The 19,456-nt window shown below is 43.8% G+C and carries 18 protein-coding genes; 15 read left to right on the top strand and 3 right to left on the bottom strand.

Features of this window, described 5'->3' with window-relative positions; translation table 11 throughout:
- Positions 1-71: 71 nt before the first annotated feature.
- From metH to NST25_RS16825, 13 genes are all read left to right on the top strand, one after another.
- Positions 72-3,509, top strand: a complete 3,438-nt coding sequence (metH, locus tag NST25_RS16885; RefSeq protein WP_340391870.1) for a methionine synthase — start codon at positions 72-74, stop codon at positions 3,507-3,509.
- A 143-nt stretch (positions 3,510-3,652) separates the two neighbouring features.
- Complete coding sequence (gene rnz / locus NST25_RS16880; RefSeq protein ID WP_076281714.1) at positions 3,653-4,591, top strand: ribonuclease Z; 939 nt, start codon at positions 3,653-3,655, stop codon at positions 4,589-4,591.
- A gap of 293 nt (positions 4,592-4,884) precedes the next feature.
- Entirely contained in the window at positions 4,885-5,673 is a 789-nt protein-coding gene (locus tag NST25_RS16875) for a TIGR01457 family HAD-type hydrolase (protein ID WP_076128417.1), read from the top strand.
- Positions 5,674-5,718: 45 nt separating this feature from the next.
- Positions 5,719-6,534: a DNA-formamidopyrimidine glycosylase family protein gene (locus tag NST25_RS16870; RefSeq protein ID WP_076309786.1), complete on the top strand. Its 816-nt coding sequence runs from the start codon at positions 5,719-5,721 to the stop codon at positions 6,532-6,534.
- Positions 6,524-7,387: a deoxyribonuclease IV gene (locus NST25_RS16865; RefSeq protein WP_076281716.1), complete on the top strand. Its 864-nt coding sequence runs from the start codon at positions 6,524-6,526 to the stop codon at positions 7,385-7,387. The genes NST25_RS16870 and NST25_RS16865 overlap by 11 nt, the downstream gene beginning before the upstream one ends.
- Entirely contained in the window at positions 7,384-7,728 is a 345-nt protein-coding gene (locus NST25_RS16860) for a cyclic-phosphate processing receiver domain-containing protein (protein WP_076128423.1), read from the top strand. The genes NST25_RS16865 and NST25_RS16860 overlap by 4 nt, the downstream gene beginning before the upstream one ends.
- Positions 7,725-8,048 (top strand): thioredoxin family protein, encoded by a 324-nt coding sequence (locus tag NST25_RS16855; RefSeq protein WP_076128425.1) that lies wholly within the window; start codon positions 7,725-7,727, stop codon positions 8,046-8,048. The genes NST25_RS16860 and NST25_RS16855 overlap by 4 nt, the downstream gene beginning before the upstream one ends.
- On the top strand, positions 8,048-8,830 hold the full coding sequence (locus NST25_RS16850; RefSeq protein ID WP_036687827.1) for an ATP-binding cassette domain-containing protein: 783 nt from the start codon (positions 8,048-8,050) through the stop codon (positions 8,828-8,830). The genes NST25_RS16855 and NST25_RS16850 overlap by 1 nt, the downstream gene beginning before the upstream one ends.
- A 47-nt stretch (positions 8,831-8,877) precedes the next feature.
- Positions 8,878-9,894, top strand: coding sequence for an SAM-dependent methyltransferase (locus tag NST25_RS16845; RefSeq protein ID WP_076309806.1), 1,017 nt, complete (start codon positions 8,878-8,880; stop codon positions 9,892-9,894).
- Between the two features lie 123 nt (positions 9,895-10,017).
- On the top strand, positions 10,018-11,511 hold the full coding sequence (locus NST25_RS16840) for a serine/threonine-protein kinase (protein WP_179088309.1): 1,494 nt from the start codon (positions 10,018-10,020) through the stop codon (positions 11,509-11,511).
- Between the two features lie 114 nt (positions 11,512-11,625).
- Positions 11,626-13,179 (top strand): ABC-F family ATP-binding cassette domain-containing protein, encoded by a 1,554-nt coding sequence (locus NST25_RS16835; RefSeq protein WP_036687697.1) that lies wholly within the window; start codon positions 11,626-11,628, stop codon positions 13,177-13,179.
- Positions 13,180-13,252: 73 nt separating this feature from the next.
- On the top strand, positions 13,253-14,293 hold the full coding sequence (locus tag NST25_RS16830) for a ThiF family adenylyltransferase (protein WP_076309788.1): 1,041 nt from the start codon (positions 13,253-13,255) through the stop codon (positions 14,291-14,293).
- A 116-nt stretch (positions 14,294-14,409) separates the two neighbouring features.
- Positions 14,410-15,129 carry a response regulator transcription factor gene (locus NST25_RS16825; protein WP_076281720.1) on the top strand — a complete coding sequence of 240 codons (720 nt, stop codon included), beginning with the start codon at positions 14,410-14,412 and terminating at the stop codon, positions 15,127-15,129.
- Between the two features lie 45 nt (positions 15,130-15,174).
- Here NST25_RS16825 and NST25_RS16820 read toward each other — a convergent pair whose 3' ends face one another.
- Together NST25_RS16820 and NST25_RS16815 are read right to left on the bottom strand one after the other, a co-directional pair.
- Complete coding sequence (locus tag NST25_RS16820) at positions 15,175-15,675, bottom strand: C40 family peptidase (RefSeq protein ID WP_076128433.1); 501 nt, start codon at positions 15,673-15,675, stop codon at positions 15,175-15,177.
- A 294-nt stretch (positions 15,676-15,969) separates the two neighbouring features.
- Positions 15,970-16,611: a thiamine diphosphokinase gene (locus tag NST25_RS16815; RefSeq protein ID WP_076309789.1), complete on the bottom strand. Its 642-nt coding sequence runs from the start codon at positions 16,609-16,611 to the stop codon at positions 15,970-15,972.
- A gap of 165 nt (positions 16,612-16,776) precedes the next feature.
- Between NST25_RS16815 and NST25_RS16810 the strand changes: the two genes are divergently transcribed.
- Positions 16,777-17,241, top strand: a complete 465-nt coding sequence (locus NST25_RS16810; RefSeq protein ID WP_076184504.1) for a low molecular weight protein-tyrosine-phosphatase — start codon at positions 16,777-16,779, stop codon at positions 17,239-17,241.
- Positions 17,242-17,378: 137 nt separating this feature from the next.
- Here NST25_RS16810 and NST25_RS16805 read toward each other — a convergent pair whose 3' ends face one another.
- On the bottom strand, positions 17,379-18,110 hold the full coding sequence (locus tag NST25_RS16805) for an alpha/beta hydrolase-fold protein (RefSeq protein ID WP_076279314.1): 732 nt from the start codon (positions 18,108-18,110) through the stop codon (positions 17,379-17,381).
- Between the two features lie 265 nt (positions 18,111-18,375).
- Here NST25_RS16805 and pdhA point away from each other — a divergent pair, with 265 nt between their 5' ends.
- On the top strand, positions 18,376-19,443 hold the full coding sequence (pdhA, locus tag NST25_RS16800; RefSeq protein ID WP_038571556.1) for a pyruvate dehydrogenase (acetyl-transferring) E1 component subunit alpha: 1,068 nt from the start codon (positions 18,376-18,378) through the stop codon (positions 19,441-19,443).
- Positions 19,444-19,456: the final 13 nt, after the last annotated feature.

The following is a 19,456-nucleotide window of genomic DNA, read 5'->3' as shown; positions in this document are numbered from 1 at the left end:
GAAAGGAAGGCTTTTCGAAATTCCTTTATTCTGCTAAACTTACTCTAATGTTTTACTGGGGGGACTATTAGTTGGCTAAATATACACTTGAGGAAAGCTTACAACAAAGGATTTTGATCCTTGATGGCGCAATGGGCACGATGATCCAACAGGTGCCTCTTACTGGAGAAGATTTTGGAGGCGATGAGCTGGACGGCTGTAATGAAATGCTGGTATTAACACGTCCAGAAGTCATTCAGACGATTCATGAGCAGTACCTCGAAGCAGGGGCTGATCTCATTGAGACTAACACATTTGGTGCAACCTCTGTTGTGCTAGCTGAATATGATATTCCTCAGCGGGCACGTGAGATCAATCTAGCGGCAGCAGAGTTGGCTCGCAGAGCAGTAGACAAATATGACACACCTGACCGTCCGCGATACGTCGTGGGGGCTATGGGTCCAACAACAAAAACGCTCTCAGTAACTGGAGGCGTTACTTTCCAAGAGTTAGTTGATAGCTATGAGGAACAAGCAGTGGCATTGATGGACGGTAAAGTAGATGTTTTGCTGCTGGAGACCTCTCAAGATACACTTAACGTTAAAGCTGGAAGTATTGGTATTCGTAATGCTTTTGAAAAGACTGGCATCACGTTGCCGGTTATGATTTCCGGAACAATTGAACCAATGGGTACTACATTGGCGGGTCAGAATATTGAAGCATTTTATATCTCATTAGAACATCTGAAGCCTATCTCTATGGGCCTCAACTGTGCGACTGGTCCTGAGTTTATGCGGGATCACATTCGTTCGCTTTCGGAGATCTCCTCCGCAGCCGTGAGCTGTTATCCAAACGCAGGATTGCCGGATGAGAACGGACATTATCATGAATCTCCAGATTCTTTAGCTCGCAAGATTGCAGCCTTTGCCGAAAAAGGCTGGCTGAACATTGCGGGGGGGTGCTGTGGAACGACACCAGAGCATATCCGTGCGATGAAGGAAGCACTTTCTGAATATCCTCCACGCCCGCTGACAGGTAATCATCCGCCTGCACTTTCAGGCATTGAGCCTATCTATATTGAGAACGACAACCGCCCATACATGGTTGGTGAACGTACGAATGTACTTGGCTCTCGTAAATTTAAACGTCTTATCGTCGAAGGTAAATATGAGGAAGCCTCAGAAATTGCCCGTGCTCAGGTGAAGAGTGGGGCACAGGTTATTGACGTGTGTGTACAAGACCCTGACCGTGATGAGATTGAAGATATTAAGCTTTTCTTAGAACTGGTTGTGAAAAAGGTTAAAGTACCCCTGATGATCGATACTACCGATCCTAAGGTTATCGATTTAGCTTTACAGTACTGTCAAGGTAAGGCGATAATTAACTCCATTAACCTTGAAGATGGTGAAGAGAAATTCGAGCTGGTGACGCCGATCATTCATAAATATGGTGGAGCTATTGTTGTGGGTACCATCGATGAGACGGGACAAGCCATTAAGGCCACAGATAAACTGGAAGTGGCTAAACGCTCTTATGACTTGCTAGTGAATAAGTACGGTTTAGCAGGAGAAGATCTTATTTTTGACACATTGGTGTTCCCTGTAGGAACCGGAGATGAACAATATATCGGTTCAGCAAAAGAAACGATTGACGGCATTCGCTTGATCAAGGAAGCACTTCCAGGTGTTCATACGATCTTGGGCATCAGCAACGTCTCCTTTGGATTGCCGGAAGCGGGACGTGAAGTGTTGAACTCCGTATTCCTTTATGAATGTACAAAAGCTGGGTTGGATTATGCGATCGTAAATACAGAAAAAGTGGAGCGGTATGCTTCCATTCCTGCTGAAGAACGTCATCTTGCTGAGGAACTGATTTATAATACGAATGATGAGACGCTTTCTGCTTTTGTAGCTGCTTTCCGTGGTAAAAAAGTAGAGAAAAAAGAGAAGATTTCCAACCTGTCACTTGAAGAACGTTTAGCTTCCTATGTGGTTGAAGGTACGAAGGAAGGACTCATTCCTGACCTTAATGAAGCATTGACTAAATCTGGTCCGCTGGAGATCATCAATGGACCGCTGATGGCAGGGATGTCGGAAGTCGGCCGGTTATTTAATAATAATGAATTGATCGTTGCTGAGGTGCTGCAAAGCGCTGAAGTGATGAAGGCTTCTGTCAATCATCTAGAGCAGTTTATGCAGAAGGATGAGACAGCGGTTAAAGGAAAAATTATGCTGGCAACCGTAAAAGGGGACGTGCATGATATTGGTAAGAATCTAGTGGAGATCATCCTCTCCAATAATGGTTATCAGATCATTAATTTGGGTATAAAAGTACCACCAGAGACCATTATCGAAGCCTTCCGTCGAGAAAAAGCTGATGCGATAGGATTGTCCGGGTTGCTTGTGAAATCTGCTCAGCAGATGGTCCTCACCGCTCAGGATTTACGTACAGCAGGGATCGATGTTCCGATTATGGTTGGTGGCGCAGCTTTGACCCGTAAATTTACGAAGACCCGTATTCGTCCAGAATATGACGGTCTAGTATTGTATGCTAAGGACGCTATGGACGGGCTGGATATTGCCAATCGGCTTATGAACCCTGAAGAAAGGGAGAAGATTGCCGAGGAAATTCGTGTGGAGGCAGAAGCAGCGGTTGCGGTGGCGCCTAAGCAAGAACTGCCGAAACTAACCAGAGCAGTGCGTTCCAAAATATCTCCAGATGCACCTGTATTTGTTCCACCGGATTTAGAACGCCACGTACTGCGTAACTATCCATTGGGGCATATTATCCCCTATGTGAATATGCAAATGCTGCTGGGTCATCATTTGGGGTTACGGGGTTCTGTAGAAGCCCAATTAGCTGCTGGAGATCAGCGGACTGTTGAACTGAAGGGTACCGTAGACGATATTCTCCATCAAGCGATGCTAGAGGGTACCATTACTCCACATGCTATGTATCAATTCTTCCCTGCACAATCGCAAGGGAATGATATTATAGTGTATAATCCACAGAATACGTCCGAGATCCTGCATACCTTTACTTTCCCGAGACAAGGGGTAGAGCCTCATCTGTGCTTGGCGGACTTCTTGAAACCTGTTGACAGTGGTATTATGGACTATGTTGGATTCCTAGTTGTAACAGCAGGTCACGGTGTACGTGAATTGTCTACTCAGCTGAAAGAAAGCGGAGATTATCTGCGTTCACACGCCTTGCAGTCGGTTGCACTTGAAGTGGCAGAAGGACTGGCGGAACGCGTCCATCATATGATGCGCGATACTTGGGGTTTCCCGGATCCGGCGGATATGACGATGAAGCAAAGACATGGGGCAAGATACCAAGGAATCCGTGTTTCATTTGGTTATCCTGCATGCCCGGATTTAGAAGATCAAGGTCCACTGTTTAAGTTGTTATCTCCGGAGGATATCGGTGTTCACCTCACAGAAGGCTTTATGATGGAGCCCGAAGCTTCCGTTTCGGCTATGGTATTTGCCCATCCAGAAGCGCAGTATTTTAATGTAGAGAAGCTGTAATTCTTTCATTTATATACCTGGTCTGTAGGGGATTGTATCCCTTTCAGCGGAACCTCCCGTAACTGGGGGGTTTTTTGCTGGAAGAAGGTCGTTTAGAATTGAAAAGAGATGGTTGAGCCAATAAGCAGAAGGGAGGAAAAAGAATGGATTTATATTTTTTAGGTACTAATGCAGGTGTGCCAACGCTACAACGCAATGTAACGTCCGTTACATTAAGACTGCTGGAAGAACGTCGCAGTATTTGGATGTTCGATTGTGGGGAAGGTACACAACATCAGGTTCTTCGTTCACCGATTCGGCTAGGAAAGCTGGAAAAGCTATTCATTACCCACTTGCATGGTGATCACCTATTTGGTCTTCCAGGTCTATTATCAAGTCGTGGTTATCAGGGAGGGACAGCGCCGTTAACGGTGTACGGACCCCCTGGATTAAAAGCTTACTTAGAGATCTCCTTAGCTGTGAGCCAATCCCGAATTCCTTATAAGATTGAGATTGTAGAGCATTCAGGAGGAATTATATTCGAGGATGATAGCTTTAAAGTTGAGGCTGCATTACTTGAGCACCGGATTGACAGCTATGGCTACCGGGTAACGGAAAAGGATAGTCCCGGAAGCCTCAATACGGAATTGCTTAAGAGTTATGGTTTAAAACCGGGACCGATTTATGGGAAATTAAAAAAAGGTGAAGACGTTGTTACGGATGAAGGTGTACGAATCTGTGCTGCTGATGTTGTCAGGGAACCCAAACGAGGACGTATTGTTACTATCCTTGGAGATACAAGACCTTGTTCGGGAGCCTTAGAACTCTCTCTTAATGCAGACCTTATCGTTCATGAAGCAACCTTCGCCCATGATCTGGCTGACATGGCGTATCAATATCATCATAGTACAGCCCGTCAGGCTGCAGAGTTAGCAAAAGAAGCCAAAGCAGGACAGCTGTTGCTGACTCATTTCAGTTCTCGTTACAGCTCGCATGAAGAGTTAATTCCTTTGCTTGAGGAAGCTGAACTCCTATTCCCAGAGACATTATTAGCTGAGGAATTTAATGCATATCCGGTACCTCGCAGACTAAATGGGCAATAGGGGGAATGATTATTTTCCGGGAAAGCGCAGGAAATGACAGTGCTATGCTAAAAAATGCTGGATGGGACGGTTGTTCGATTTCATTCGACGAAGTGTGTTAGATTTAAAGTAATCACGGAGTAAAAGACGAACGAATGGCTGGACATATTGCCGAAAATCAGTAGGTGATATCTTCCACCTAAAGGGATTGAGTTTTTCTGTAAATCCAAGCAGGGCAAAGGCTACAAGTTTGTTAATACTATTATTTATTTATTATATTAATTAAATTTATTGTGGAAACTGAGGGGTTAGTGATGGAACAAATTGAAGGATTATTGATTGATCTAGATGGTACATTGTACCATGGGCATAAAATGATTCCCGGTGCTGATCTGCTGATAAAAGCTCTTCGTGAAGCGGATATCCCTTTTTTATTTGTTACTAATAACTCATCGCGTACGGCAGCTAACGTTGCTGCCCACTTAAGTGGAATGGGAATTGAGGCGAAAGCTGAGGAGGTATGTACCTCTTCTATGGCAGCCGCACGTTACATAGCTGAGGAATCACCTGGGGCTACAGTGGCGATACTTGGAGAAGAGGGACTGCGTATGGCTTGCATTGAGGCAGGGCTCCAAATCGTCACAGAATCCCCTGATTATGTGGTGCAAGGTATCGATCGTTCTTTTAATTATGCTTCGTTAGCTCAAGCTTCGCGTTGGATTTTGAGCGGGGCAAAGTTTGTGCTCACCAATCCAGATTTAATGTTACCATCAGATGATGGGGTTATGCCGGGTGCGGGTACGATTGGTGCAGCAATTGAGGCTGCAAGTGGAGTGAAGCCAGTAGTGATCGGTAAACCTGAATCCCACCTGATCAAATATGCGACAGATCTTCTGAACATTCAACCTGAACATGCTGCTGTTGTTGGGGATAATATGCGTACGGATATCGCTGCCGGTGTTAATGCGGGCTGTCGTACAATCCTTGTTCTTACCGGTTTAACCACTACAGAGAACCTGGAGCACTATAAAAGCATCACAGGGATCACTCCCGATGAAATATGTGCCGATTTAGCTGAACTTAAAATGTTTCTCGGTGTATAATAGCTAGGGTCTTATTACTTCACCAACTTAGAGGGGACGATGAGTATGCCAGAATTGCCGGAAATGGAGAATTATAGACAGCTGCTTAGCCAGCGTATTATAAATGTTCCGATAACTAATGTAATTGTGAACAGAGAAAAAACAATTAACATGGAAACAGAAGCTTTCATTAATGCCTTGATCGGTGCGCGTGTTGTTTTTGTAGAGCGGCGCGCCAAGTACATTTTGTTTCATCTCCATGATGGACGAAGATTACTATTACATTTAATGCTGGGTGGATTGCTTTTTTATGGTTCAGAAGAAGAGCGGCCGGATCGTAATACGCAAGTAGAAATCGCATTTGGTGATCAGATCCTTTATTTTATGGGCCTGCGGTTAGGGTTCTTACATTTAGTATCCGTGAAGGAAAGCGAAGCAACGATGGGTAAGCTTGGACCTGAGCTGCTGGATCGACGGATGACGCCGGAACGTTTTGCAGGAATATTAAAAGGGCGGCGTGGTGCGTTAAAAAGTCTGTTAGTGAATCAGCATGTAATGGCGGGTATTGGAAATTGTTATGCGGATGAGATTGCTTTTGACGCAGGGCTTCTGCCTTCAGTTTTAGTACAAAATTTATCACCTGAAGCCATTTCCCGCCTGTATCAAAGCATTCAAAAAGTATTAACTGATGCGACAGAGATTGGCGGATACATGGAAATGCCATTTATGACCGGTGATACGGTTACGGGTTCTTATAATGATCAATGTAAAGTCTATGACCGTGAGGGCGAGCCTTGCCTACGCGATGGGGGAACGATTATCAAAACAGAGCTGTCTGGACGCAAAGTATTTTTTTGCCCAGACTGTCAGCATGAAGCCTAAACCCAAAGTAGGGGCTCATGTCAGCATTCGTGGTGGATATGGGAGAGCTGCCCGATTTGCTTGGGAGAGCGGTGCAACAAGTTTTCAATATTTTCCGAAAAATCCGCGCAGTCTGAAGTTAAAGACGGTTGATATTCGAGATACAAGGGATTGTGCACTCTTTTGCCAAGAAAAAGGGATCACCTCTATCGCCCACACCCCTTATGCAATCAATATGGCTGCGAATAGGGATGACGCTACCCCGCGAAAGGTGTATGTAGACTCCCTACTTAATGATCTGGAAATTGCTGAAGCCTGCGGTTCCTTAGGCATTGTTGTTCATTTTGGACATTTTGCTGGAATGGAGCCGTTACAAGGCTATCAAAATATTATACAATGTATGAATGAGACGCTGGAGTCATGGGAAGGTAACGCCAAGCTGCTAATCGAGAATCAAGCGGGCAACCATGGTACCGAAGGGATTACACTTGAAGAATTGGTGAAGGTTCGTGAGCTTAGCCAGTTTCCCGAGAAGATTGGATTTTGTCTGGATACCTGTCATGCTTTTGCGGCGGGAATTTGGAATCCTGAGCATACGGAAGACTTGCTTGAACGAGGAAACCAGCTTGGATTTTGGCCGCATCTTGTAGCTGTTCATCTAAATGATTCTAAGTTTCCCTTTGATTCGAGACGGGACCGGCATGCTGGAATAGGAAAAGGTTATATCGGTGAAGAGGGTCTTAAGCGCTTAATAACTTCTGATCCATTACGTAAAAAATCTGTTGTTTTGGAAACTGAAAAGGGTCCAGATGGCAGTCATCGGAATGAAATAGCTACTGTTCGCAGTTGGTTTGAAGCGGGGGCTAGAAAGTGATTCATATCTATATGGACGATCTCCGTAAAGGTCCGCTTGGATTTGCTTTAGCCAGGACAACAGAAGAATGTCTTCTGATGCTGCGTGAGTGTGAGGTTGGTATTTTATCGTTAGATTATGATATGGGACCGGATGATTATTCTGGTGGGGAAGTGGCCAGACGGATTGTTCTGGAAGGGCTGTACCCCCGTGAAATCTATCTACACACCTCCAGTGTTTTAGGGAGAAAAGAAATGTATGAAATCTTATACGCGGCTAAACCTGAGGGGATGATCTTGTTTAATGGTCCCCTAAGTTCTGATAAGCTTTATGATATCGCTGGGGAGACGGATCTGAAATGAAGGAAATGAATGAAGCGGATTTACTGGAGATACTCACGAGACCGGGAGAACCGCTGGTAGTATTTTTGCATACTCCGCTGTGTGGTACCTGTAAGGCTACAGAACGCATGTTGGAAGTAGCGGCACATCTATTGCCTGCTGAACTCCAAATGGTTGCCGGAAATGTAAACATGTTGCCTAATCTGGTCCAACAATACCGTATTACCAGTGTTCCTGCTCTACTTGTGGCTTCTGCTGACCGGATAGAGAATCCGCATATTTATTATTCAATGGTTTCAGTTGAGCGGATTCTGGAATACATAAGGAGTGTTATATCATGATCATTTCATTACAACATTTATCTCTGCGCAGAGAAGAAAGCCTAATCTTGGACGATGTATCGTTAGAAGTGAAGGAAGGCGAAAACTGGGTCATTTTGGGACGAAATGGTTCGGGCAAAACAACAATTTTGGAGATTATGACAGGTTATTTATTCCCTAGCAAAGGAACTGTTGAGGTATTGGGGAATAAATATGGTCAATGTGATTTACGCGAGGTTCGTAAAGAGATTGGTTATATTGGTCCTTCCTTAATGGAGAAAATGTCTTTAAATGATCCGGTGTGGGAGGTTGTAGCTACAGGAGCTTACGCTTATTTGCGTTTCTACGAGAGCATTCCACACGAAGTGAAGGAGAAGGCAATCCGCTTGCTAGAGGATATGAATCTGGGCAATATGGCACTTCATCCTTTTGGAACCTTGTCACAGGGAGAGCGAAAAAAAGCAATGCTGGCAAGATGTCTTATGGCTGACCCCAAACTACTGATTATGGACGAGCCTTGTGCAGGTCTTGATCTGTACGAAAGAGAAAAAATGCTGGCTGAAGTAGACAAGCTGAGACAACGTAATGTCTCCGTTGTATATGTAACTCATCATGTGGAGGAAATCGTCCCGCTTTTTACACATGTTGCTTTAATTCGCGACGGTAAGCTAGCTGGTTCCGGACCGAAAGAAGAAGTATTAACCAAAGAAATGATCTTGGCCACCTATGATATTCCTGTTGATGTAGAATGGGATAGCGGTCGTCCCTGGATTAAAATTAGACCTGGAGGCAAAACGATTTGAACGAATTAAGACATGATAACGAAGAGCAGACCACTGCTCCGGAAGAAATGGTGTACTCCCGATATATTTGTACAGCTAATCACGGTTTTGCGCCATATGCTCAGGAAGAGCTTCGGCGCTTGTTCGGCGCAGTGAAGAGTACGCTGCTGCTGCCGGGAGAAATCTTTCTGGCCACCTTGCAGTCTGAACCCGAGGAAGTATCACGATTGCTCACACAGAATCTGCCCATTTTCCTTCGTCATATACAGCCTGTGCAGTTTCAGGATGAAGGAACCATGGATGCGCTGCAGCGTTTGGTTGTTTATTTAAGCCGCCGCAGTGAGCTAGAGGGGGAGAAAATATCCCTAAATGTTCGTAAAGGGGATCCTTCCTTCTGGCAGGAAAGTCCGGGCGAACTACGTGAATGGCTGCAGGAGCAATTGCAAAGCTTGGGTGCAGAATTTACAGTACAAGATCCGGCATGGGTCATTTCTGTCTACGCAGACGGGAATGCCTTATATGCAGGAGTGTCCAGACCAGAAGAGAATCTATCCGGTTGGAATGGCGGTGCAATCCGTTTCCGCAAGGAAGACGGACAAATCTCACGTGCTAAGTTCAAGCTGATGGAAGCGGAGAAGGAGTTCGGTATTCCTTTTTACAGCTTCCGTAATGCGCTTGATATCGGTGCCTCTCCAGGGGGCTGGACTTCTTTCTTGCTGGAGCGTGGAATGAAGGTAACAGCGGTTGACCCTGCTTTGATGCATGAATCGCTGCGTAATTACCCGGGTCTGAAGATCCTGCGCAAAAATGCCGGAGAAGTGAAATTCCGCGATAATGAATTTGATCTGCTTGTATGTGATATGAGCTGGAGTCCTAAGCTGATGGCGAAGCTTGTAACCGGGCTGCTGCACAGCCTGTCCCCAGGCGGAACAGCGATTGTGACCGTAAAGCTGATGCATAAGAAACCTCTAGCGATGATCAAAGAGATCATCGCAATGTTTGAGGGCGAACGTATGCAGATTCAACGGGCCAAGCAGCTGTTTCATAATCGTGACGAAATAACACTTTATATGATTAAATACTAAGTTAGATCCTAATTTAAAATCTTAAGGGAAAGCATCCCGTTATTAACGTTATCGTAATCTGCGGTAACAACGTTAATGGCGGAAGCTTTCTCTTTTTTTTATGTGAAAAAGGGGGAAGTTCAGGTGGATTTTGCATCGAAGCTTGGGGTAGGGCAGATAATGGACGCCAGATACAGAATTATTGATCAGATTGGAACAGGTGGAATGAGTATTGTTTATCTTGCGGAGGATCTGCGTTTAAAGGGGAAACGTTGGGCTGTAAAAGAAAGTGTAAGCTCAGATGAGATGCCTTCAGACATTAAAGCTGAAGCGGAGATGCTAATGTGTCTGGATCACCCGCGGCTTCCACGTATTGTTGATTACTATCTTTCGGATCAAGAAGGGTATTCTTATTTAGTTATGGATTATATTGAAGGGATAACTTTAAGTCAGCTGATGAAGGATAATCCCGGACCTTTACCTTGTGAGTTCATCCTACAAATAGCTAAACAGCTTTTAGAAGTTCTGCAATATTTGCATGGTCATCATCCGCCCATTGTTTATCGTGATTTAAAGCCCTCCAATCTTATGTTAACTAAGCAAAAAGAATTGATGTTAATCGACTTCGGAATCGCTCGAAATTATAGAAAAGGAATCGATGAAGATACGGTGAAGCTTGGTACAGTAGGATTTGCGGCTCCTGAGCAGTATGGGAATGGGCAGAGTCAGCCGGTTTCTGATTTATATGGTCTTGGTGCATTACTTTTGTATATGGCTACCGGAGGCTTATGCAGCCACTGGGAGTCTGGAATGGAAAATAAGTTGCGTGACCATGTTCCCGGAGCTTTTATTCCTATAATTAGACGTTTATTACGGCCTCATCCGGAGGAAAGATATCAGGAGGCAACAGCTGTTATTCAAGCGCTGGTTCGTGTGGAAAATGATATGGATGAAGGTAATCCTTTAGCAGTGTCTGTGCCCCTAGCGGTTGATAAACGGAAGGCTATAGTGATCGCCTTACTTGGAGTAAGGCCGGGACTTGGAACAACACATACTTCATTTGCGATTAGCAGTTATTTGGGACAGATCGGTTCAACAGCTTGGGTTGATCTATCTCCAGATTCATCTGTTTATGATCGCATGCACAGTATGCTTGACGCGCAGAGCGCTTCAGTTCCTGCTAAGAGCCCTGAGCTTGCATTTTCCTGGAGGAAGGTTCATTACTGGAAGCGACCTCTCCATGGGAATGTAGCAGAGCTTATGAGAGGGGGTTATCAATTTGTTGTCTTAGATCTGGGAACGGGTGGATTTGATGGAGCGCTGGAAGAAATCAAGCATAGCGATATTCCCATTCTGATTGCTTCTGGCGCCGATTGGCGATTGGAGGAAACTTTATTATGGATTAAACGGAGTGGGCTGCAGCCTGAACGGGAATGGAGAGTGGGGTTACCACTTGCTGAATACCAATCTGTTGAAGTATTGCGAAATTCTTTAGGTATAGATAGAGTTTATAATCTACCGTGTCAGCAAGATCCATTTTTACAAAAAGGGAAGTTGGCAGATGTAATTGCTGAGCTGTTAGGGGACATTAAGGGCGAGCGAAACGTTGGAAAACGCCGTGGTTTTTTCTTAAGATAGGCTATTGGGACTAACATTTAATTCAGTGTTCCGCTAAAGTATGATAAAATATATATTTATACGTGATTTGATTTACGCATTATTTAAGTATAGACAGGAGCTTGCGGAGAATTTATGAGTTTACTTACTGTAGAAGACGTTTCCCACAATTTTGGGGATCGGACATTGTTCAAGAACGTGTCTTTCCGGTTGTTACCAGGAGAACATGTTGGAATTGTTGGAGCAAATGGCGTTGGTAAATCGACGCTAATGAATATTTTGACAGGAAAGCTTTTGAAGGATAATGGTAAAGTAGAGTGGACCCCTCGGGTGCGTTACGGTTATTTGGACCAACATACGATTCTTACACCGGGCAAAACGATTCGCGATGTTCTAAAGGACGCTTTTTTGCCATTGCTTGAGTTGGAGCAGGAAATGCTGAAGATCACAGAGCAGATGGGTGATGCTTCGCCTGAGGAACTAGAAGTACTACTGGAGCAGATGGGAGACATTCAGGAACAACTGGATATCGGAGATTTCTATCTGATTGATGTAAAAGTAGAGGAAATGGCCAATGGTTTAGGCCTGTCCGTGATTGGGCTAGATCGTGATGTTGCTTCTCTCAGCGGTGGTCAAAGAACCAAAGTGCTGCTGGCGAAGCTGCTACTGGAGAAACCCAATGTACTATTGCTTGATGAGCCTACCAACTATTTGGATGTTGAGCATATCGATTGGCTGACCAACTATTTGAAACAGTACCCATATGCATTTATATTGATTTCCCATGACACTGAGTTTATGAATAAAGTCGTTAATGTCGTTTATCACTTAGAGTTCGGTAAATTGACCCGTTACACGGCGAACTATGAGAAATTCCTCGATATGGCGGAGATGAACAAAAACCAGCATATCGATGCCTATGAGAAGCAACAAGATTTTATCAAAAAACAAGAGGACTTCATCCAGCGGAATAAAGCGCGTGCTTCAACTTCAGGCCGGGCAAAAAGCCGTGAGAAGCAGCTTGATCGTATGGACCGAATTGATCGTCCTGAAGAAGCTGCTAAGCCGACCTTTAAGTTTAAAGAGAGCCGGGCAAGCGGGAAAACTGTCTTCGAGGGAATTGATTTCGAGATCGGTTATGATCGTCCGCTGCTGCCACAGCTAAATATGGTCATTGAACGTGGAGAGAAGATTGCTATTGTTGGCTGCAATGGTGTGGGTAAATCGACACTGCTGAAGACAATTCTGGGAGTGATCCCAACATACAGCGGCAAAACCTATCTTGGGGATTATCTGAACCCTGCATATTTCCAACAAGAAGTGAAAGCAGCTAGTCTTACACCCATTGAGGATGTCTGGAATGAATTCTCCAGTTTAACTCAGAACGAAGTTCGTGGACATCTGGCACGCTGTGGCCTAAAAAATGAACATATTACACGTCCGCTTAGTATGCTGAGTGGTGGGGAGCAAGCGAAAGTGCGACTTTGTAAGCTTTTGATGCGCGAAAGCAACTGGGTACTATTCGATGAACCTACCAATCACCTTGACGTTATCGCTAAAGCAGAGTTGAAGCGCGCTTTGCAAGAATATAAAGGCACAGTCCTGCTTGTATCTCATGAACCTGATTTTTATGAAGATTGGGTTACGAAAATTTGGGATGTTGAGCAGTGGTCAGCTGTACAAGTATAGAATAATCATAAATCCGGAGAATAGCAGACATCCTGCTGTTCTCCGCTTTTTGGATATGGGGAGGAGATAATGCATGTTTCATAACGCTGGGCGAGAAGATCGATACTCACGGCAGATACGTTTCACGCCATTTGGTACTGAAGGACAGCAGGGTCTCGCAAAATCAAAAGTGCTTGTAGTTGGTGCGGGTGCGTTAGGTACAGGGATTGCAGAGACATTAGTCCGCTGTGGGGTTGGGCATGTTCTCATCGTTGACCGCGATTATGTAGAGTGGAGTAACCTGCAGCGCCAACAGCTATATACCGAGATGGATGCGCAGGAGCGAGCTCCAAAAGCCATTGCAGCCCAGAACAGACTGCAGCAGATTAATTCTGAGGTTGTCATAGAAGCGCATGTTATGGATGTGCGGAAGGAAGAGCTGGAAGGACTCATCTCAGGGGTGGACCTGATTATGGATGGGACTGATAATTTCGATACACGTCTCATCATTAATGATATTGCCCAAAAGAATAATATCCCTTGGATTTATGGAGCTTGTGTAGGAAGCTATGGAATTACATATACGATTTTGCCTGGAGAAACGCCATGTCTTCATTGTCTTTTAGGTATAGTTCCACTAGGGGGAGATACCTGTGATACAGCGGGTATTCTTCCCCAGGCCGTGCAATTGGTTACTGCAAATGCTACAGCTGAGGCGTTAAAGCTTCTCGGTAACCGTAAGGACCAATTAAGGAATAAACTGCTGACTTTCGATGTATGGCGTAATGAACATCAAGAAATTGGCGTGAAAAGTGCTAAAAAGGAGAATTGTCCTTCTTGTGGGACTCATCCGATCTACCCTTATCTAACAGCCTTAAATACGGAACGAAGTGATGTGCTTTGTGGCAGGGATACCGTACAGATCCGCCCTGCCCGGCCGCAGAAACTTAACTTGCAGGAAACAGCCAGTCGTCTGTCTCGTTTAGGAGACGGTGAGGTAGAGAGCAATCCTTATCTAATTTCCTTTAAGGAAGGTCCTTACCGGATGGTGATCTTCGCAGATGGCCGGGCATTGATCCATGGAACGAAGGATATTGCCGCTGCCCGTAGCTTTTATCATCGATATTTTGGATAAAAAGCATAATAAACAGATCTTCAGGCCATTTCATAGGAATGGTCTCTTTGTTTTCCGGGGATTCTATATCTATTAATGGGATGCTGATGCATGTCTGATGGATACGGGGGATCTTCGTGAGTGAGCAAATGATATGGTACATGTCTGCGGGAAACGGAAGAGGAGAGGAAGAACTAGACGCTATTGCGAAAGTGTTTAATGATATCGGTCTGCAAATAACAAAAAGCGAAGATCCCGAAGATCTTCGCTTATCCATTTCTGAAGTAGAACCGGTATTACTGCTTGCTGATTTAGGCGAGGTGGGAACATGGGAAGGATGGAAAATCATTTCCGAAGTAAGAGATGAGGGAATGATTCTTCCGGTCATGGTGATTTCCGAAGAATTATCTGGTAACGGAGCAGTTGCGGCCTTTTTAGCCGGAGGGAATGATTTCATGACAAAACCACTACATACCGGTGAATTTAAATGTAGAATTCTAAATTTATTAACCCTCACGGGTCGGCGTCGAAATTTAAAACATCTGTTAAAGGTAGATGGTTTAATGCTCGATCCCAGCCGCAGGCTGGTCACCCGTGAAGGGATCGAGCTTAAGATGACGCATAAAGAATTCGATCTTCTATATTATCTCGCTGCGAATCGAGGGATTATATGTTCCCGCGAGGAAATACTCAAACAAGTATGGGGATATCAATTCCATGCAGATACCAATGTTGTAGATGTATACATCAGGCATATCCGCTTAAAAATTGATAAAGGGTACCGGAACAAGTTGATTCATACTGTTCGCGGAACAGGATATGTAATGAGGGTGCCCGAAGGCAGCACCACATCCTGAGACTAATTCTCTTTTATAGAAAAGACTCTACTATAGAGCTGTTGTTTACAGTACGCGGCGAGCCTTTAGATAAGTCTTTTTCCATGTACCAGAATTAAGATCAGAAACCGTAACACCTGGTTTACCATAAGTGTGCAGAATTTTACCGTTCCCAGCGTAAACAGCTACGTGAGTTACATTTTTACCAGTTGCTCTGCTGCCGCTGGAGAAGAATACAAGATCGCCGACACGAAGGTTAGCTTTGGATACAGCAGTTCCTACTTTTGATTGAGCCGCAGCTGTGCGGGGTAATGATACATTATATTTATTAAAGATATGTTTCATAAAGGAAGAGCAGTCAAAAACCTTAGTAGTAGAAGTAGAGGCTCCGAATTTGTATGGAGTTCCCATAAAGTTTTTTCCGAAATTGACGACGCTTTGTCCTTTGGACACCGTAGCGGCTTCAACTTTAGTTGCACCTACACCAGTTGCCATCATTGTTCCTAAGCCCATTGTAGTAACCATTCCTATAACAATCGCTTTTTTTATCCATTGTTGTTTATTCATGTTGTAAGTACCTCCAAAGTTAGTATATCAATCTGTCTTGCTTGGCTTGTCTTGCTTGCCTGATTCGTAGTATAGCAGGTTATCTATGTCATAAAATTTGGTAGAGCAGCAATAAAGTGAGGCTGGGCCTGGGTTGTAAGCGTTTTATTAAAAATTCATTAAAAGTTACAAAAAATTAATAACTTGATATTTTGAGCAATAAAATAAGCCGCAAACCCCTTGATATATAAAGGATTTAACGGCTTTTTAATTTTGAAACAAAAGTTACAAGGATGTTTCTATATCACTATGTATTTAGTCTTTGCTCTGGATAATCAGCAATAATCCACTACGTATTCTAACTGTTCCAGTGGAGGAAATCAGTTTGTTGCTTACACCTAGAGATTGCCCTAGCTTTAAAGTAGCATCATTCAAAGGATATTGAAATCCTTCTAATGTAATCCCTGTTACTTCAGGAGTTAATGGAAGCAAAGATACATAGGTGTAGCCCAAATCTTCAATGACTGTTTGGGATCCGGTAAGTGTCACATAGTTATTAGAATCCATCACGTAGCAATTGATTTGCCGTTGCAGAGCCCTTGTCATCATTTGAATGCTCGCTAAGGAGTGATCAATTCGAGTGCCTGTAACTCCTAATAGTAAAATAGAATCAGGTTGCTGATTCATTGCAATATCGAGTGCCATCTCACTGTCGGTTAAATCCTTGTTCACGGCGTCACAAGTGATTGTTTTTTTACTTTTGGATTGAATATCCTGAAAAGCCTCAGGCGATACAGAATCAAAATCACCTACCGCAATATCGGGTATATATCCATGTGAGATGAGGAATAATGCACCCCGGTCCGCACCGATAATAAAATCTTCTTCATCTAATAGAGCGAAATATTCCGGAGATAGTTCTCCACCGGCAAAAATAACAACTCGTTTGGATGGCATAACATCCATTCCTCCTCTAAAACTCTAGTTGGTTATCCTGTCCCAGTATAATGCAGATCGAAAAGTTGCACAATTGACCAAGACAACGCTAAAATGATAGTGTGCGATTTTTTATGTGCATAAATTCATATTTACTAATGTTTTAACAATTGGGAGGTGAATGAAATCGTAAACGTGCTATTTGTCTGTCTGGGTAATATTTGTCGCTCACCAATGGCGGAGGCCGTTCTGCGCCATAAGATTGATGAACGAGAGCTTTCACATAAGATTCTGGTTGACTCTGCAGGAACTGGAGATTGGCATATAGGTAAGGAACCGCATGAAGGGACTAGACGTATACTTGATCAAAACAAGATTAGTTATGCAAATATGGCAGCGCGTTTGGTCAGTAGCGAGGATTTTCAGAAGTTTGATTATATCGTCTGCATGGACAAGTCTAATGGAGAGAATGTTCGAAAGGTTCCTGGTGGGGAAGAGGCTAAGCTTTTGTTCTTCATGGATTTATTGCCTGAGGAAGAATTGAGAGAAGTACCAGACCCTTATTTTACAGGTAATTTTGAACAGGTGTATGATTTGATCAATGCAGGCTGTGATGTTTTGCTAGAAATGGTGATAAGAGAAAAGCTGTAACCCGGTTGGGTTCCAGCCTCTCTGATTAGTATTAAAGTAAATTAAGGAAATTTGCTGGATTAAACTGTAAGCGTAAACACGGCTGAAATCTACATACGTTCTTTAGATGTTCATTTTTTGCTTCTATCAATAAGGCATTATGTGTTTAAAAAATAGAGTAGAGATTCAGGGAGTTCCTTTTGCCAAAAGCCCCAGAGATGACGACCGTCTTTCTCCCGGTAGGATACGGTAGCTCCACGTGCTTCAAGCAATGCTTTTGTTTCTCTGTTCATCTGAACAAAATCATAGGTCCCTGTATCAGTCTGGTAATCTGTTTCCTGCAGTCCAACGACCATATTAATGTTGAGCCAGGAGAGATCTTCTTCTTTAGCCAGCATGGCTTGTGATTCGGGATAGAATGCACCGGATAGGCTGATGATACGTGTGAAGATAGCTGGATAAGCAAGAGCGAGATGGAGGGAGACGCTGCCTCCAAGGGAATCACCGGCTAAGATTCGTTCGTCGGGTGTACGGCGTACGGGATAATTTTTTTCAATGAAGGGAATAATCTCTTCGGAAAAGCAAGATAGGTACTCCTTGAATCGGCTGCCGAACGGAGCGTATTCTTGAGTCCGAACAGCGACGTTAACTTCTACACCAACGATAATGAAGGGCTCGACATCTTCTTCTATAATAAGTTGTCCAGCAAGTGTAGCAATGCGTCCAAAGTTGAAAAATTCTTCTCCGTCTTGGCAGTACACCACGGGGTAACTCAGAACTTCATTGTAGCCTGGGGGCAGATAGATACGTAATTTACGTTCCTCCTGCAGATGTTCACTCCAAAGCGTTTCTTTTACAATTGTGCGTTTCAGAAAAACAGAATCGCTCATCGTTGTCACGTCACCTTTCTTGTCGAATTTTGCAATACACACAGGGTTACGCTAAAATTATTAAATGTGTAACTGTGTTATTAATCATTTACTTGTTGGAAAAGTGTTAAACTGTTATATAAAATTTTCTCACCTGTTATACATACAAAATTTGAAGGAATATAAATTTTATAAGTATTTCTTTGACGAAAGTAACTAAACAGGTGTATAATAATATTATAACAGAGGCAGCTGATATTCAAATTTTTTTATTGAGGTGAAGATAATGAGTAAAGTTCCTTATGAAGTGTATACAGAGGACGTCGAGGCTCTATCGGTACTTTCCCCGGATGGAGAAATTATCAATAAGGATAAGATGCCCGATTTAACCGACGATCAACTGAAAGAAATTATGTATCGTATGGTATTTACCCGTACTTGGGATGATCGTGCAGTAAACCTTGGCCGTCAAGGTCGCCTTGGTTTCTACGCACCGGTATCCGGTCAAGAAGCTACCATGATTGGTAGTGAGTTCGCTTTGGAGAAAGAAGACTTCTTATGCCCAGGCTACCGTGATATTCCGCAGCTAGTATGGCACGGACTTCCATTGTACCAAGCTTTCTTATATTCCCGCGGTCACCAACATGGTGGAGCTATTCCTGACGGGGTTAATGTATTGATGCCACAAATTATCATCGGTGCGCAAATCCTGCACGCTACTGGTATTGCTATGGGCTTCAAATTGAAAAAACAAAAGAATGTTGCAATTACTTACACTGGTGATGGCGGTTCTTCAGAAGGTGACTTCTACGAAGGCTTGAACTTTGCTGGTCGTTTTAAACTGCCTGTAATCTTCTTTGTTCAAAACAACGGTTATGCGATTACGACTCCGTTCGCTAAACAAACGGCTTCCAAATCGATCGCTCACAAAGCGGTTGCAGCTGGTATTCCAGGGATTAAGGTTGACGGTATGGACATCTTTGCAGTAATCAGTGCTGTACGTGATGCTGCAGAACGTGCACGTAACGGCGAAGGTGCTACATTGATCGAAGCTGTAACTTACCGTTTCCGTCCACACTCCCTTTCTGACGATGCAAGTAAATATCGTTCGAAAGAAGAAGAAGGACAATGGAGTGAAAAGGATCCAATCGCCCGTCTTGCCAAGTATTTGGAGAAGAAAGGTCTTTGGACTGAAGAAGATACACTGCGCGTGAAGGATGAAGCGAAAGCTACTGTTAACGAGCAGATCAAAAAAGCTGAACAAACCGAAAAAATGACAATACCTGGCTTGATCGACAGCATGTTCGAAGTAACACCTAAACATCTGGAAGAGCAAAAAGCCGATTTTGAATAAGGGGGATATCAGG

Source organism: Paenibacillus sp. FSL E2-0190 (assembly GCF_037992965.1).
GTDB classification, from domain to species: Bacteria; Bacillota; Bacilli; order Paenibacillales; family Paenibacillaceae; genus Paenibacillus_AQ; species Paenibacillus_AQ odorifer.
Note: the sequence above shows the minus strand (reverse complement) of the source record. Positions and strands in the feature narration are given on the sequence as shown.

What these genes read in the sequence shown, in the direction of transcription:
- rnz (WP_076281714.1), top strand. Translation starts at nt 3,653, where the DNA reads ATGGATTTATATTTTTTAGGTACTAATGCAGGTGTGCCAACGCTACAA.
- NST25_RS16875 (WP_076128417.1), top strand. Translation starts at nt 4,885, where the DNA reads ATGGAACAAATTGAAGGATTATTGATTGATCTAGATGGTACATTGTAC.
- NST25_RS16870 (WP_076309786.1), top strand. Translation starts at nt 5,719, where the DNA reads ATGCCAGAATTGCCGGAAATGGAGAATTATAGACAGCTGCTTAGCCAG.
- NST25_RS16865 (WP_076281716.1), top strand. Translation starts at nt 6,524, where the DNA reads ATGAAGCCTAAACCCAAAGTAGGGGCTCATGTCAGCATTCGTGGTGGA.
- NST25_RS16855 (WP_076128425.1), top strand. Translation starts at nt 7,725, where the DNA reads ATGAAGGAAATGAATGAAGCGGATTTACTGGAGATACTCACGAGACCG.
- NST25_RS16845 (WP_076309806.1), top strand. Translation starts at nt 8,878, where the DNA reads ATGGTGTACTCCCGATATATTTGTACAGCTAATCACGGTTTTGCGCCA.
- NST25_RS16835 (WP_036687697.1), top strand. Translation starts at nt 11,626, where the DNA reads ATGAGTTTACTTACTGTAGAAGACGTTTCCCACAATTTTGGGGATCGG.
- NST25_RS16830 (WP_076309788.1), top strand. Translation starts at nt 13,253, where the DNA reads ATGTTTCATAACGCTGGGCGAGAAGATCGATACTCACGGCAGATACGT.
- NST25_RS16820 (WP_076128433.1), bottom strand. Translation starts at nt 15,675, where the DNA reads ATGAATAAACAACAATGGATAAAAAAAGCGATTGTTATAGGAATGGTT.
- NST25_RS16815 (WP_076309789.1), bottom strand. Translation starts at nt 16,611, where the DNA reads ATGCCATCCAAACGAGTTGTTATTTTTGCCGGTGGAGAACTATCTCCG.
- NST25_RS16805 (WP_076279314.1), bottom strand. Translation starts at nt 18,110, where the DNA reads ATGAGCGATTCTGTTTTTCTGAAACGCACAATTGTAAAAGAAACGCTT.
- pdhA (WP_038571556.1), top strand. Translation starts at nt 18,376, where the DNA reads ATGAGTAAAGTTCCTTATGAAGTGTATACAGAGGACGTCGAGGCTCTA.